The organism is Actinotignum stranguriae (assembly GCF_051265215.1).
In the GTDB taxonomy this organism is placed as follows: Bacteria; Actinomycetota; Actinomycetes; order Actinomycetales; family Actinomycetaceae; genus Actinotignum; species Actinotignum schaalii_C.
Genome location: NZ_JBOZCJ010000008.1, coordinates 44,832 through 56,991, shown reverse-complemented (window position 1 = coordinate 56,991; position 12,160 = coordinate 44,832). Strand labels below are relative to the sequence as shown.

Sequence of the window (12,160 nt, the reverse complement as noted above, 5' to 3'; positions counted from 1 at the left end):
TCCTCATGACTCTAACCGCTAGCGGAGCGCTGCGGGGAGACCGCGCCGGCGCGCCGACTCATGCGCTCAGCTCCCGCCCACATACGCTGCGCGGGGGTTAAATCCGCACCTTCAGCGCGCGGGAGAGTGCCGGCCCCACCGTGCTGACCGTTATCCACCGTGGCATCCAGGGCGTGGGCACCCCCGCGCCAGGCGTGGGTAATCGCGATGGCGAGGGCGTCCGCGGCATCCTTGGGGCGCGGGAGTTCGGCCAGACCTAGAATCCGCTGGACCATATTTTGCACCTGGAGTTTCCCGGCGCGCCCCGAGCCGGTGACCGCCGCCTTCACTTCGGAGGGCGAATGCAAGCCGAGGGGCAGCTGGGCACGGGCGGCGGCCAGCATCGCGATGCCGGCCACCTGCGCGGTCGAGGTCACCGAGCGCACATTTTCCTGCGCGAAAACGCGTTCCACCGCCACGACCTCGGGGGAAAATTCCGCGATCACCGCGTCAATCTCATCCGCGATAAGGAGGAGACGCCGATGCGGAGCCAGATCCACCGGGGAGCGCGCCACGCGCATATCTACCAAACGCACCCGCCGCGTTACCTCAGCGTCAATGGTCCCCAGCCCGCAGCGCGTGAGTCCCGGGTCAATCCCCAGAATGCGCACTACTCACCCTCGAGCTCAGCGAGGATCTCATCGGCAATATCCGCGTTGGTGTAGACCTCTTGAATATCGTCCACATCATCGAGGGCATCGGTGAGCTTGAGGAGCTTTTCCGCACCGGCCCGGTCAAGGGGAACATTGGTGGAGGGCACAAAGCGCGATTCTGCCGAATTGTAGTCAATTCCGGCTTCCTGAAGCGCGGTGCGCACGGCTACCACATCGCTGGCCGCGCAGTAGATGGTGAAGGTTTCGCCGTCGTCCTCAATTTCTTCGGCACCGGCATCCAGCACCGCCATGAGAACATCATCTTCGGAGTTATCCCCCTTAACCGCTTCCACCACACCGCGACGGTTAAAGAGATAGGAAACCGAACCGGGATCCGCCAGTGTTCCCCCATTGCGCGTGAGTGCGGTACGCACATCCGAGGCAGCGCGATTGCGATTATCGGTCAGGCACTCGATGAGGATAGCCACGCCACCCGGACCGTAGCCTTCATACGTAATGGCTTCGTACTGGATGGAATCATCAGTTTCACCCGAGCCACGCTTGACGGCGCGATCAATATTATCGGCCGGCACCGAGTTCTGCTTGGCTTTGCGGATCGCGTCAAAGAGTGTGGGGTTACCCGCGGGATCGCCACCACCGGTTGCCGCTGCCACTTCAATATTCTTGACCAGACGCGCGAAAAGCTTGCCGCGCTTGGCGTCATTAGCGGCTTTCTTATGCTTGGTGGTTGCCCACTTGGAGTGTCCTGACACGTGTCCTCCCGAGTAGATAAAAACTTCCGGAGCCATTGTACGCGGTTCAAGGGCTAGGAACTATTACCTGGGCCGCAGCGCGCCTTCGCTGTACTGTGCCGGGAGCTTAGTTCTCCCAAAGTTCGTGGCAGGTTCCATCCCAGCCTGCATGGACGTGAGCCGCCAGCTGCGCGAGGCCCGCCGGGTAGACCCGCTCGCGCGGGGAGCCGTTGAGTTGCGCGGCGCAACGCCAGTCGATAGCGTCTAGCAGCTCTTTTTCCGCAGCGGTCCAGGCCCGCCCGCTTCCGGTCACCGCCGCGCGGGCGCGCACCGCGTCCAGGCGCACCGCGAAAAATACTTCGTCTTGGCTGAGGGTGGCACGCGCGAAACGAAAAGTTGCGTGCCGGCGCAACACCGGCCCGATGAGTTCTGTTTCTGTTACGACGACGCCGGTTTCTTCCAGAAATTCCCGCACCGCGGCCTGCCGGGGACTTTCCGTATCTTCCAGTCCCCCACCGGGCGTGAACCACCACCGGTGCGTGGGGTCGTCTCGGTCGTGCCCGCGGATGAGGAGGACTCGACCGGCTTCATCCAGGGCGATAATGCGCGCAGCGCGCCGGGGAGTGCGGGTCATCGGGAACTCTTACTCATCGTCAATATCGATGGTTTGCGGGACCGGGGCGTGCCCGGCGATGGGGAAAATGGAGAGGACTCGGGAGTTGCGCACCCGGCGGGCCTGGTCCACATGCGAATTATGGAAGGAGCGCGTCATACGCACATCGAGGCGGGCCCGCGCGAGCCGCCGGTAAAACTCGCGGGCGGCCGGGTCGGTGATATCGCCGGCATCTAGTTCATCCACGGTGAGGCGCAGGGCGCGGGAAAGTTCGGATTCCACCGCGCGCCGCTCCCGGGCTGCCGCGGCCGGATCGGGAAGATCGCCGCGCATATCACCGGGCAAGGCTTCCAATCCGTCCGCCACCACCGGAAGCATGGAGGCCGATAGGACCCGCTGGGCGCTATCGGTGAGGATAAGCGCTCCGGCCATATCCAACTCCCCGGACATAGCCATATCGTAGGCGGTGCGGGCGCGAGCGGCGAGCGCCTGTTCCACCGCGCGGCGGGATTTGAGGAGGGTGGTGTGGAGGCGGTCGAGGCGGCGGGCCGCCCCGGCCGCACTCAGGCCGAGAAGGAGAAGTACCACACCGGCGACGAGCGCAAGCCACCACCATAGATTCACTGCTCTACCTCCATCTGGGCGGTGCGAACCGCTGTTTCGTACACGGCAAAGACTTGAGAGGCAACCGTGGACCAGTCGTAGCGTTGCGCTTCGGCCTGACCGGCCTGCGCTACCCGGGTCCGGCGTTGCGGATCGCGCAGGGCCGCCACGGCCACCCGGGCCAGATCCTCCGGGTCTTCATTGGCGAAGTGGTCCCCGAAGGTTCCTCCGCCCAATACCGCGCGGAAGGCGGGAATATCTGAGGCGAGCACGAAACCGCCCGCGCTCATCGCTTCGATAAGAATAATTCCGAAAGATTCGCCCCCGGTATTGGGTGCCACGTAGAGATCCACGCTCGCGAGCATCGCTGCTTTATCGGCATCGCTGACCGGCCCGAGGAAAGTCACCCGGGCGCCCGCAGCCCCGAAGAGCTCCCGCGCTGCTTCCTCATCGCCTTTACCGGCAACGAAGAACCGTGCTCCCGGGAATTCGCGCAGGATCAGCGGGGCGGCAGCGGCCAAAACCGGCAGGCCTTTACGCGGTTCGTCCAGGCGGCCGAGGAATCCGAACGTGGGTGAGTCGGGCGTGCCGGTGAAGCGGGCGTCTCGCGGTACTTCGAAATCGGCGGTATAGACGCCATTGGGAATAATAAAAGCGTCCCCGCCTAAATACTGCACCGTGGTGCGGCGTGCTTCTTGGGAGACCGCGATGCGCGCCTGGATCTTTTCCAGGATCGGACGCAGGACCGGAGAAAAGAGGTCAAAGGCCCGGGAGCGATCCATGGCGGTGTGGTGGGTGGACACCACCGGGCATTCCGCGCTCATCAGGGCGAGCATAGAAACGGAAGGAACGAAAGGTTCGTGCACGTGGAGCACATCGAAATTCCCTTCCCGCAGCCAGCGCCGCACCGCGCGATTGACGCGTGGCCCGAAAGAAAGGCGAGCCACCGAACCGTTGTAAGGAATCGCCACGGAGGCTCCCACCGGTACCACGTAATCGGGTAGTGCCTCGTTTTCTTCACTCGGGGCGATCACTGAGACGCTGTGCCCGCGGGCGATGAGCTCCTCGGCCAGATCCCGGATATGGAATCCCACTCCCCCGGGCACGTCCCATGAATAGGGGCAGGCAATCCCGATGTTCACGGCGTTCCTTCCTTCGCGTCGTACTCCGCTTGGCGGCGCGCGAGTTCTCGAGCGGCTTTCTCGCGGTTGGTGCGGTAGCGCTCACCGTCCAAATCAGCAACGAAAACAGGCTGGAGCATATGCCAGTCCTCCGGGTGCTCGGCCAGCACGTTTTCAAAAGCCGCGATCCACTCCTGGGTGATTCGCGCTATTTCCACGTGGCGCTCGCGCGGGGAGGCCGAGGCGTCCACCCGGGCGCGGATAGGTGCGCCGCTGCGCAGAACCATGCGCCACCGGGTAGGTACGTGCCGGGTACGTTCCTTTTTCACGTAGTAGGAAAAGATAGGAACGACGGCGCAGCCGGTATCTATGGCGAGGATGGCAGGCCCGGCAGCGGCGAGCATCTTCTCCCCGAAGAATTCCACTTCCACACCGGAAGCGGTGAGATCGCGATCAGCTAGAACCGGGGCGAGAATGGGGGCCCGGCGGGCATCCTCCGCGAGGCGGTGGATCGCCCCGCCACCTTTAACCACGGGATAGATAACCATGCCAATATTTTCACGAAGCTGAACGAATCGTTCGAATACCTCGGCGGGTTCTAGTTTTTCTACCAGGGTGTGCACAGGGGCGAGGAAATAGCGCGACCACGCGCCGGCCACATCCCAATTGCCCATGTGCATGAGCGCTCCGATGAGGGCGTTGCCGCGGGCGAATTCCGCTCGGGCGGAATCGAGGCCGTCCTCGATAACCCGCGCTGCTAAATCATCGGCTTCCCACGTTGCCAGGCGCAGGGCTTCATAGTAGTAGCGCATATAGGAACGCAGCGCGGCGCGGGTGAGACGGCGGGCGGCCCCGCCGCGCATATCTGGGCGTACCCGCGCGAGGTTGCGGCGCAGCTGCTGGGTTCCGCGCAGTGGCAGGGTTCCGGCAAGCGTCCCGACCGCGGCGAAAAGACCGCGGCCCACCGGTTCGGGGAGTCGAGCCAGCGCCCCGGTAGCGCGAAAAAGAAGATTGCCGAGATTCACTGGCCGCTCCCCTGGCCGGCCCGTTCACCGGCGGCCCGCTCGCCGGCACCGTACTCCGCGCGGGACTGCCGGTACACGGTGACCATGCGCTGGGCCACCGTGATCCACCCGGCTACCGCAAGATAACCGAGTGCCACCAGCAACACCCAGGCGCTGGCTCCGTAGCCGGTTATCAGTGCCCCGAGCAGCACGATCACCAGCCGGTCAGCGCGTTCGCTGATCCCCACATTCGCGGTGAACCCCACCGCTTCGGCGCGGGCCCGCGCGTAGGAGGTGCATAGCGCGGCCGGGAGAGCCGCCAGGCAGGCCAGTGCCAGCCAGTCGGTGAGCCCGGCCCCCGCCCCGATGTTCCAGCGCGTGATCCACAGCAGAATCCCGCAAAATATCGCGGAATCTGCCAGGCGGTCCAGGGTGGAATCCAGGAAGGCACCCCAGCGGGAGGCAGTTCCGGTCAACCTCGCAATTTGGCCGTCAAGACTGTCGAAAATCACGGTGATGCCGATAAGCCAGGAGGCCCAAACCGGGTGCCCGAGGGGATAGAGGACGAGCGCGCACGCCACCACCGCCACGGTTCCGGTGATCGTCACCGCATCGGCGCTGATCCCCGCACGCACGCACAGGCGCGCGATGGGACCGAAAATTGCCTGGGCCAGGGGCCGCCCGCTCCGGGAGAGCATTAGAACTTCTCCGCTTCCGGTTCGTTAGCGCGCCGTCGTACCACATCCACGATATGCGCGATCGCCTCGTCAATAGCGACCCCGTTATGCTGTTCCCCGTCACGGAAACGGAAGGACACGGCGCCGGCGTCGACGTCGTCCCCACCGGCAATGAGGGTGAAGGGGATTTTCTCTTTCGCGGCGTTACGAATCTTCTTGCCGAAACGGTCATCGGAGGTATCAACTTCCACGCGAATATGCTGCTCGCGCAGGCGCCGAGCAATATTTTCGCAGTAGTCGTTGAAGGTATCAGCCACCGGAACCAGCCGTACCTGCACGGGGGCGAGCCAGGCGGGGAAAGCCCCCGCGTAGTGCTCGACCAGCACGCCCAGGAAACGTTCGATAGAACCGAAGAGGGCTCGGTGAATCATGACCGGGCGCTGGCGCGAACCGTCCGGCGCGGTGTATTCCAGGCCGAAGCGTTCGGGGAGGTTGAAGTCAAGCTGGATGGTGGACATCTGCCAGGTCCGGCCGATGGCATCGCGTGCCTGCACCGAGATCTTGGGACCGTAGAAAGCTGCGCCTTCCGGATCGGGCACCAATTCGAGGCCGGAAGATAACGCCACTTCTTCCAGGGTGCGGGTGGCTTCTTCCCACAGGGCGTCGTCGCCAATGAACTTCTTGGGGTCCTTCGTGGACAGTTCCAGGTAGAAATCGTTGAGACCGTAGTCCTTGAGGAGGGAGAGCACGAAGGTGAGCAGGGAGGAAAGTTCCTCGCGCATCTGCTCGCGGGTGGTGTAAATATGGGCATCGTCCTGGGTGAAGCCCCGGGCGCGGGTGAGACCGTGGATGACGCCGGACTTTTCGTAGCGGTACACCGTCCCGAATTCGAAGAGCCGCAGCGGTAGATCGCGGTAGGAGCGCCCCCGCGCTTTATAGATAAGGGAGTGCATGGGGCAGTTCATCGGCTTGAGGTAGTAATCCTGATCCTCATCCACCCGCATGGCCGGGAACATACCGTCCTTGTACCAGGACAGATGCCCGGAGGTCTGGAAGAGCTGGCCCTTGGTGATATGCGGGGTATTGACGAAGTCGTAGCCGGCTTCGATATGGCGCTGGCGAGAATAGTTTTCCATTTCCATGCGGATAATACCGCCCTTGGGATGGAAGACCGGGAGCCCAGAACCAATTTCGTCAGGGAAGGAGAAAAGATCTAATTCGGTTCCCAGCCGGCGGTGGTCCCGGCGTTGGGCTTCCGCAATACGGGTCTGGTAGGCATCCAGTTCTTCTTTACTCGGCCACGCGGTGCCGTAGATACGCTGGAGATGATCGTTATTCTGATCCCCCTTCCAGTAGGCGGCCGAGGCGCGGGTGAGTGCAAAACCATTGCCGATGAACTTGGTGGAAGGCAGGTGGGGCCCGCGGCATAGATCGGTCCACACTACATCGCCGTGGCGATTGACATTGTCGTACATGGTGAGCCCGCCATGGCCCACTTCTACGTTCGCCCCATCCGCATCGTGACCCTTGGTGGTGATGAGCTCAAGTTTATAGGGCTGGGAGGCTTCTTCCTGGCGAGCCTCTTCTTCGGTGACCTCGCGCCGCACGAAACGCTGATTTTCCTTGACGATGCGCTTCATGCGCTTTTCGAGTTCTTTCAGCATATCCGGAGTAACCGGGTCAATATTGCCGAAATCGTAGTAGAAGCCATCCTCAATAAAAGGACCGATACCCAGATTGGCATCCGGGTAGATCTGCTGGACTGCCTGGGCTAGCACGTGGGTGGCAGAATGGCGGAGAATATTGAGCCCGTCCGGGGAATCAATGCGCACCGGTTCCACTTCGGCGCCGTCCAGCGTGGTCAAATCCGTGGCCAAATCCTTGAGTTCCCCGTTTACTTTCAGGGCGATAATCGCGCGATCCGCGGCGAAATAGGCGGTTCCCGGGCACGGTTCGTCAAGGGTGACGAGGGTGCCGTCCACGGATAGACGTGCGGGCATAGTTTTCTCCTTAGTTCTATTTTTCACGGCATCCAAACCGGGGATGCCCGCCCACCAGGATACCTGTTTCACTCCGGCCACGCCCGCGCGGCCCTACCGCGAACACGGCGAAGGGGACGCACCTCACGCCTGGTGAGATGGTCCCCTTCGCTATGAGTCACGGCTGCGGCGCAGCGCGGTGCCGGTGTGCGCTAACGCGGTACAGGCGCGCGCTAGCGCCGACACCTGCCGGTAAGCGCCAGCAATTTAGTTTTCGACCGCGGAGGCCTTCATGAACCAGCCCTGCAGCTCCAGGTTGCGAGCGACCCCGATGAGTAGGTCACCGCTGAGCGGATCGGCTTCGTCCACCTTGGACAGGTCATTCTGAATACGCCGGGACGCTCCGTAGAGCTTTTCTGCCATCACGGTATAAACATCGTCCACATTGAAGGGACCGGTACCAGCATCATCGAGACCGCTTTCCTTGGCCACGGTCACGGCCCGGCCATCCGGGAAACCACCGATGGTTGCGATACGTTCGGCAACCTCATCAAGGTCAGTGCGGGTGACGGATACGACTTCATCAAGAGCGAGGTGCAGAGCACGGAAACGCGCACCCTGAATATTCCAGTGGTACTGCTTAGCCTGCAGGGAGAGGTCAATAAGATCGGTCAGCGTGCGCTGAAGAGCATCGATAACAACTTTTTCGGCCATTGATCCATCCTTTCGTTTACGTATATAGGTCTACCCGCTCTATTGCGGAAAATATAGTCAGGAAGACCTAACGCACGGCCGCGCGCGGTACTTTTTTCACCCGCTTTTTCCGCACGACGACGCCATTTTCCCGCGTGGTTGCGCGCTTTTACGCTCATGGCATGATTGCTTCTAGCCCGAAGCGGCCACCCGGGACTTTAGTCATGCCGTACCCGCATTCCGCGCGCCGCACACCACAGACACGGGCGGGTAGAGAGGCGTCAAAGCGTGTGCGTTGCGGGCTGTTAGGGACGCAGAATCTACGTCGCGAATATAGAACCGCAGAAAAACTGTTACCCACCTACATTCTCTTAGCTGGCCCTACCGTGATCACTCGATCAACATGGGCAAGCATGGATGACGTGAGGTGATGCCCCTAAATAGCAACGCCACGACGTCAAGCCCCGCAGGATGCAACGCGTCGACGTCGGCCCTACAGGATGCGCCCTCCCGGCAGGAGGCCCCACAAAAAGCAACTCCACGACATCAAAACAATTTCTTAATGTAGCTGCCGTTGCGCTTTGATGTCGGGCTGATGCGGCTACCTCCCCACGAGAGTCTCAAGAGCCTCACAAGCTTCAATAGTCACACCGGTACCTGGGAAGGGGGTATCTGTTTTCAGAGCTGTACTGCGCTTGTCGTACATGCGAAGTACATCCCGGAAAAACACACCTTCCTCACCGGCGCGGACGCGGCGGCCCTCAAGCGTCAGTTCAAGCTGGATATTAGACACCTTCCTCACCGGCGCGGACGCGGCGGTGAGGCAATGGCCGATGCGGGGTCCGGTGCAGTGCTCCAGTGCGGTGGTCCGGTGCGGTGCCCCCCCTCGCACTTTGTTCCCGGGCACGGTTCATGCAGCTCCAGACCGGACCCAAGCCAACGCCACAGCGCCATTAAATATTTCTGTCCATTATCCCATTCACGAAGGTCACGAGGGGTACGCCGCAACTTTGGAGCCACCGGGCAGCTGAGGCATGACAGGTGGGAAGCCCTTGAAGTAGCGATCTGTGGGGAATATATGTGGTGGGCGATACTGGGATCGAACCAGTGACCTCTTCCGTGTCAGGGAAGCGCGCTCCCGCTGCGCCAATCGCCCGAGCGGATGACGGGGCTCGAACCCGCGACCTCAACCTTGGCAAGGTTGCGCTCTACCAACTGAGCTACATCCGCACTGTTTCACAGCGAGCCACTATTTTACCCAACCGTGAGAGCCGGGTCAAAATGGCGCTGCGAGGAAATAATGGTGGGCGATACTGGGATCGAACCAGTGACCTCTTCCGTGTCAGGGAAGCGCGCTCCCGCTGCGCCAATCGCCCCGCGAGGTGGGTACGGGATTCGAACCCGTGTACACGGCTTTGCAGGCCGTTGCCTCGCCTCTCGGCCAACCCACCGTCCGGATACGTGAGAGGAGTATGGGCACCGTGTGCCGCTTTGCCTTTCTTCACATCCGAGCGGATGACGGGGCTCGAACCCGCGACCTCAACCTTGGCAAGGTTGCGCTCTACCAACTGAGCTACATCCGCGCGGCCACTCAACAATCACTAACCAAACCTGCCGGCCAGGCTATACCGTGGCGGGAACCGCCGCGGCGACGTCGATGACATCGAAAAACTATAGCGACTTTCCGAGCGCCCGGTCAAACCGGGGCAGTGAGGTGCACACCACGTTAGTTAAATTTGAGTTTCACCGCTCGCCCCCTATAAGCTTGCGTGATGCACGGGCCGTTACGGTCGCCCGGGCGATTAGCTCAGTGGTAGAGCGCTTCGTTCACACCGAAGAGGTCACTGGTTCGAACCCAGTATCGCCCACCGTTTCACTAGATTTTCAGTATATTCCCACTTTCGTATGAGATACTCAGGTATGAGAATTTGGCCTGGACACCCGTATCCGCTGGGCGCTACTTTCGACGGCACCGGCACGAATTTCGCGATCTACTCCTCCGTGGCTGAGAAAATCGAGCTCTGCCTGCTTGACGATAACAATAAGGAAACCCGTGTGGAACTGCGGGAAGTCGATGCCAATGTTTGGCACTGTTACCTCACCTCGATTCGACCCGGGCAGCGCTACGGATATCGCGTGCACGGCCCCTACGATCCGGCCCACGGTCTGCGCTGCGATCCTTCCAAATTCCTTCTAGATCCGTACGCCAAAGCGATCGAAGGTAATATCACGAATGCCCAGGAAGTCTTTTCCTATGATTTCAACGATCCTTCGCAACCATGCACCTTGGATTCGCTGGGCCACGTACCGGTCTCCGTGGTCATCAGTCCCTATTTCGATTGGGGTTATGACCGCCCACCCAAGCATGAATATAACGAGACCATTATTTATGAAACGCACGTGAAGGGCTTCACCCAGCGCCACCCGGATGTTCCCGAAGAATTGCGCGGTACCTACCAGGGCCTGACCCACCCACCCGTTCTCGACTACTTCACCTCGCTGGGGGTGACAGCTATTGAGCTTATGCCGGTGCACCAATTTATCAATGACACCTCGCTCCAGGATCGAGGGCTGAGCAATTACTGGGGTTACAACACCATCGGCTTCTTTGCACCCCATGATGGCTACGCCACCAGGTCGCGCGGGGAGCAGGTCGATGAGTTTAAGGCCATGGTCAAAGCTTTTCACGAAGCTGATATTGAGGTCATCCTTGACGTGGTCTACAACCACACCGCGGAAGGGAACCACATGGGCCCCACCCTATCCTTCAAAGGTATCGATAACCGGTCCTACTACCGCCTGGTTCCCGATGACCCACGGCACTATTTCGATACCACCGGGACCGGGAACTCCCTGAATATGACCTCCCCGCACACCCTCCAACTGATTATGGATTCACTGCGGTACTGGGTGACGGAGATGCACGTGGATGGTTTCCGTTTCGATTTAGCCTCCACTCTGGCCCGGGAACTTCACGCGGTAGATAAGCTCTCCTCCTTCTTTGACATCATCCAGCAGGATCCCATCATTTCCCAGGTCAAACTCATTGCCGAACCCTGGGATGTGGGCGAAGGTGGCTACCAGGTAGGAGGCTTCCCCCCGCTATGGACAGAATGGAACGGCAAATACCGTGATACCGTGCGTGATTTCTGGCGCGGGGAACCCGCTGCCCTTCCGGAATTCGCCTCGCGCCTGACGGGCAGCGCAGACCTGTACGAATCCTCCGGGCGCCGCCCCTTTGCCTCCATTAATTTCGTGACCGCGCACGATGGTTTCACCATGCGCGATCTAGTTTCCTATAACGAGAAACACAACGAAGCCAACGGTGAGAACAACGCGGATGGAGAATCTAATAATCGCTCCTGGAATTGCGGGGAAGAAGGCCCCACGGACAATCCCGATATTCTCGATCTGCGCGAACGCCAAATCCGTAATTTCATCTCCACCCTGCTACTTTCTCAAGGCGTGCCAATGATTTCCCACGGTGATGAAATTGGGCGCACCCAGGGCGGTAATAACAACACCTACTGCCAGGACAATGAGATCGCCTGGGTGGATTGGGATCTCGATGACCGCCAGATGGATATTTTACAATTCACGCGGGCAGCGATTGCTTTCCGCAAGAACCACCCGGTCTTCCGGCGCCGGCGTTTCGTTTCCGGTTTCGATCCTGTTTGTGAAGGATGTCTGCCGGAAATCGAATGGTTCCGCCCCGATTCCAGCCAGATGGAAGATTCCGATTGGGATTCCGGTTTCGCGCGTGCCCTGATGGTTTTCCTCAACGGCGCTGGCATCCGCGAACCTGATGAGCGCGGGAACCCAATTATTGATGATGATGTCCTCCTCATGTTCAATGCGGGCGACGACGAAGTTGAGTTCGCAATCCCCGGCGGCGACTACGCCCGCGAATGGACAGAGGTGGTTAATACCGCGGCGGAGGTGAATCCCCAGCTGATTTTCGCTTCCGGGGATACCACCAGTCTGATCGGGCGCTCGATGCGCGTTTTCGTGCATGAGCCCTCCGAAGAAGATATCGATGATGCCCTGGCCGGTGCTCAGAAAACTACGCCGACCGTGCGCTAAGCT

The 12,160-nt window shown here is 60.8% G+C and carries 10 protein-coding genes and 6 tRNA genes; 2 read left to right on the top strand and 14 right to left on the bottom strand.

The genetic code is table 11. The features are described from left to right. Positions 1-11: 11 nt before the first annotated feature. The 14 genes from ruvC to ACRQEG_RS04350 form a co-directional block, all read right to left on the bottom strand. Positions 12-650, bottom strand: coding sequence for a crossover junction endodeoxyribonuclease RuvC (ruvC, locus tag ACRQEG_RS04415; protein ID WP_274733606.1), 639 nt, complete (start codon positions 648-650; stop codon positions 12-14). Next, entirely contained in the window at positions 650-1,405 is a 756-nt protein-coding gene (locus tag ACRQEG_RS04410) for a YebC/PmpR family DNA-binding transcriptional regulator (protein WP_274733608.1), read from the bottom strand. Before ACRQEG_RS04410 ends, ruvC begins: the two co-directional genes overlap by 1 nt. 106 nt (positions 1,406-1,511) lie before the next feature. Beyond that, positions 1,512-2,018, bottom strand: a complete 507-nt coding sequence (locus tag ACRQEG_RS04405; protein WP_274733610.1) for an NUDIX hydrolase — start codon at positions 2,016-2,018, stop codon at positions 1,512-1,514. Positions 2,019-2,027: 9 nt separating this feature from the next. Beyond that, entirely contained in the window at positions 2,028-2,621 is a 594-nt protein-coding gene (locus ACRQEG_RS04400) for a hypothetical protein (RefSeq protein ID WP_274733612.1), read from the bottom strand. Continuing rightward, positions 2,618-3,742 carry a glycosyltransferase family 4 protein gene (locus tag ACRQEG_RS04395; RefSeq protein ID WP_126134821.1) on the bottom strand — a complete coding sequence of 375 codons (1,125 nt, stop codon included), beginning with the start codon at positions 3,740-3,742 and terminating at the stop codon, positions 2,618-2,620. Before ACRQEG_RS04395 ends, ACRQEG_RS04400 begins: the two co-directional genes overlap by 4 nt. Then, positions 3,739-4,746 (bottom strand): phosphatidylinositol mannoside acyltransferase, encoded by a 1,008-nt coding sequence (locus tag ACRQEG_RS04390; RefSeq protein WP_274778336.1) that lies wholly within the window; start codon positions 4,744-4,746, stop codon positions 3,739-3,741. Before ACRQEG_RS04390 ends, ACRQEG_RS04395 begins: the two co-directional genes overlap by 4 nt. Further along, complete coding sequence (pgsA, locus tag ACRQEG_RS04385) at positions 4,743-5,423, bottom strand: phosphatidylinositol phosphate synthase (RefSeq protein WP_274778337.1); 681 nt, start codon at positions 5,421-5,423, stop codon at positions 4,743-4,745. The genes ACRQEG_RS04390 and pgsA overlap by 4 nt, the downstream gene beginning before the upstream one ends. Beyond that, entirely contained in the window at positions 5,423-7,402 is a 1,980-nt protein-coding gene (gene thrS, locus ACRQEG_RS04380) for a threonine--tRNA ligase (RefSeq protein WP_435733791.1), read from the bottom strand. The genes pgsA and thrS overlap by 1 nt, the downstream gene beginning before the upstream one ends. Before the next feature lie 246 nt (positions 7,403-7,648). Next, positions 7,649-8,095, bottom strand: coding sequence for a Dps family protein (locus ACRQEG_RS04375; protein WP_016442663.1), 447 nt, complete (start codon positions 8,093-8,095; stop codon positions 7,649-7,651). A gap of 1,060 nt (positions 8,096-9,155) precedes the next feature. Beyond that, positions 9,156-9,230 (bottom strand) — tRNA-Val (locus ACRQEG_RS04370). Between the two features lies 1 nt (position 9,231). Next, a tRNA-Gly gene (locus ACRQEG_RS04365) sits at positions 9,232-9,304 on the bottom strand. A gap of 71 nt (positions 9,305-9,375) precedes the next feature. Beyond that, positions 9,376-9,450 (bottom strand) — tRNA-Val (locus ACRQEG_RS04360). A gap of 4 nt (positions 9,451-9,454) precedes the next feature. After that, positions 9,455-9,525, bottom strand: a tRNA-Cys gene (locus ACRQEG_RS04355). A gap of 59 nt (positions 9,526-9,584) precedes the next feature. Then, positions 9,585-9,657 (bottom strand) — tRNA-Gly (locus ACRQEG_RS04350). Between the two features lie 213 nt (positions 9,658-9,870). On the opposite strand from ACRQEG_RS04350, the gene ACRQEG_RS04345 reads away from it, so the two are divergent. Together ACRQEG_RS04345 and glgX are read left to right on the top strand one after the other, a co-directional pair. Then, positions 9,871-9,942 (top strand) — tRNA-Val (locus ACRQEG_RS04345). 52 nt (positions 9,943-9,994) lie between these two features. Next, positions 9,995-12,157, top strand: coding sequence for a glycogen debranching protein GlgX (gene glgX / locus ACRQEG_RS04340; RefSeq protein ID WP_320757469.1), 2,163 nt, complete (start codon positions 9,995-9,997; stop codon positions 12,155-12,157). Positions 12,158-12,160 lie beyond the last annotated feature (3 nt).

What these genes read in the sequence shown, in the direction of transcription:
- ACRQEG_RS04405 (WP_274733610.1), bottom strand. Translation starts at nt 2,018, where the DNA reads ATGACCCGCACTCCCCGGCGCGCTGCGCGCATTATCGCCCTGGATGAA.
- pgsA (WP_274778337.1), bottom strand. Translation starts at nt 5,423, where the DNA reads ATGCTCTCCCGGAGCGGGCGGCCCCTGGCCCAGGCAATTTTCGGTCCC.
- thrS (WP_435733791.1), bottom strand. Translation starts at nt 7,402, where the DNA reads ATGCCCGCACGTCTATCCGTGGACGGCACCCTCGTCACCCTTGACGAA.
- ACRQEG_RS04375 (WP_016442663.1), bottom strand. Translation starts at nt 8,095, where the DNA reads ATGGCCGAAAAAGTTGTTATCGATGCTCTTCAGCGCACGCTGACCGAT.
- glgX (WP_320757469.1), top strand. Translation starts at nt 9,995, where the DNA reads ATGAGAATTTGGCCTGGACACCCGTATCCGCTGGGCGCTACTTTCGAC.